Raw genomic sequence first — 1,691 nt, forward strand, 5'->3', positions numbered from 1 at the left:
TCCGGATGCGCTTGTATTGTCCGAACAGATAGCCGATCTCGCGTCCTCCCACGCCGATGTCGCCTGCGGGAACGTCGGTGAAGGGACCGATGTGACGTTGCAGCTCCGTCATGAACGCCTGGCAGAAGCGCATCACCTCGCCGTCGGATTTGCCTTTGGGGTCGAAGTCGGATCCTCCCTTGCCGCCGCCCATGGGCAGGCCGGTCAGGGAGTTCTTGAAGGTCTGCTCGAAACCGAGGAATTTGATGATCGACTGGTTGACCGAGGGGTGGAACCGCAGCCCGCCCTTGTATGGCCCCAGCGCCGAACTGAACTGCACGCGGTATCCACGGTTGACCCGCACATGTCCGGCGTCGTCCGTCCACGCCACGCGGAACTGCACCAGACGTTCCGGTTCGGCGATGCGCTCGAGCACTCCGGCATCGCGGAATTCGGGATGCTCGCGTATGACGGGCTCCACCGATGCGAATACCTCGTTGACGGCCTGAAGGAACTCAGGCTCGTCGCCGTTGCGCCGCAGAACCTCATCGTAGGCATGCTGTGTGTATTCGTCAGTAAACATGATGTCCTCCAAGATCTGCCCCCCTGCGGCAACTGTCTTCATCCACGCCTTCCTCTACGAAGTACGTGGTCGTTCGATGGTTTGTGACCATGGAACCGCGCTTTATCCTACATCCTTGTTCGATTATGGTGTATTCGATTCTCGTCGAATACGTTGTACGAGCAGATTCCACGATGGGAAATGACGCAGGGGAAGTGATGACGCAGCGAAGGAGAGTGTGCAGGGAGGAGAGTGTGCAGAGGGAAGAAAGAGAGGCCGTCCGCATTCCAGCGTCGCTTGCGTGGAATCCGACGTCACATGCGGAGACCGACATGTGACGGAGCCGGTGGTGGTCTTCGGGTTACGTGGAGACGCGTGGGTCACCTCTGACCGGTGGCTCGATGCGTTTCGCGATTATCGGATGCGTGACCGGCGGATGCGCTGTGCTCGCACGAGCCGGCCGCGATGGCCGGAAGTCCGCGAAACGAAAGCGTGGATGGTTAAACGAAAGAGGAGGGGAATTATCATGAGTTCTGATCCGTCGATTGCTCAGGGTCCCGGCGCGGGCACCCGCAACGCCGACTTCGTCCCCAGGATGATAGCCGAATGCCTTGCACGCTTCTTCTTGTCGCAGGGGGAGTGGGAACGGCGATTTTCAACGCCACGTTCCCCAGCGCTGACAACAATCTTGTCGGCGTGGGCCATCTGGGCGTCGCCTTGGCATTCGGTCTGACGGTCGTGGTGGGCGCCTACGCGTTCGGACCGATGTCGGGCGGGCATTTCAATCCGGCCATCACGCTGGGTCTTGCCGCCGCGGGACGGTTCCCGTGGAGGGAGACAGCCGGTTATATCGTGGCGCAGATCGTCGGGGGCGTTCTTGGTTCATCCCTGATCGCGTTGATCGCGTCATCCAACTCGAGTTTCTTTGCGGCAGCGCGTAAAAGCGGCTTCGCCTCGAACGGATACGGCGCACACTCTCCTGGAGGGTTCGGCATCGGCGGTGCCATTGCGGTCGAAGTGGTGTTCACCGCGATTTTCGTGCTCGTCGTCCTGGGAACGACCGCCCGGATCGGCGCCGTCGGGTTCGCTCCCCTGGCCATCGGCCTGACGTTGACGCTGATCCATCTCATCACCATTCCGATCGACAACA

At 60.7% G+C, this 1,691-nt stretch carries 2 protein-coding genes; one reads left to right on the top strand and one right to left on the bottom strand.

The window, feature by feature from the left end; translation table 11 throughout:
- On the bottom strand, positions 1 to 562 hold a 562-nt coding region (locus tag Q1X90_RS03870; RefSeq protein WP_300766730.1), incomplete at its 3' end, for a Glu/Leu/Phe/Val dehydrogenase dimerization domain-containing protein.
- Between the two features lie 585 nt (positions 563 to 1,147).
- Between Q1X90_RS03870 and Q1X90_RS03875 the strand changes: the two genes are divergently transcribed.
- The coding region (locus Q1X90_RS03875; RefSeq protein WP_300766728.1) for an aquaporin at positions 1,148 to 1,691 on the top strand (544 nt) is incomplete at its 3' end.

The sequence above is a fragment of the uncultured Bifidobacterium sp. genome, from assembly GCF_949292005.1.
Lineage (GTDB): Bacteria > Actinomycetota > Actinomycetes > Actinomycetales > Bifidobacteriaceae > Bifidobacterium.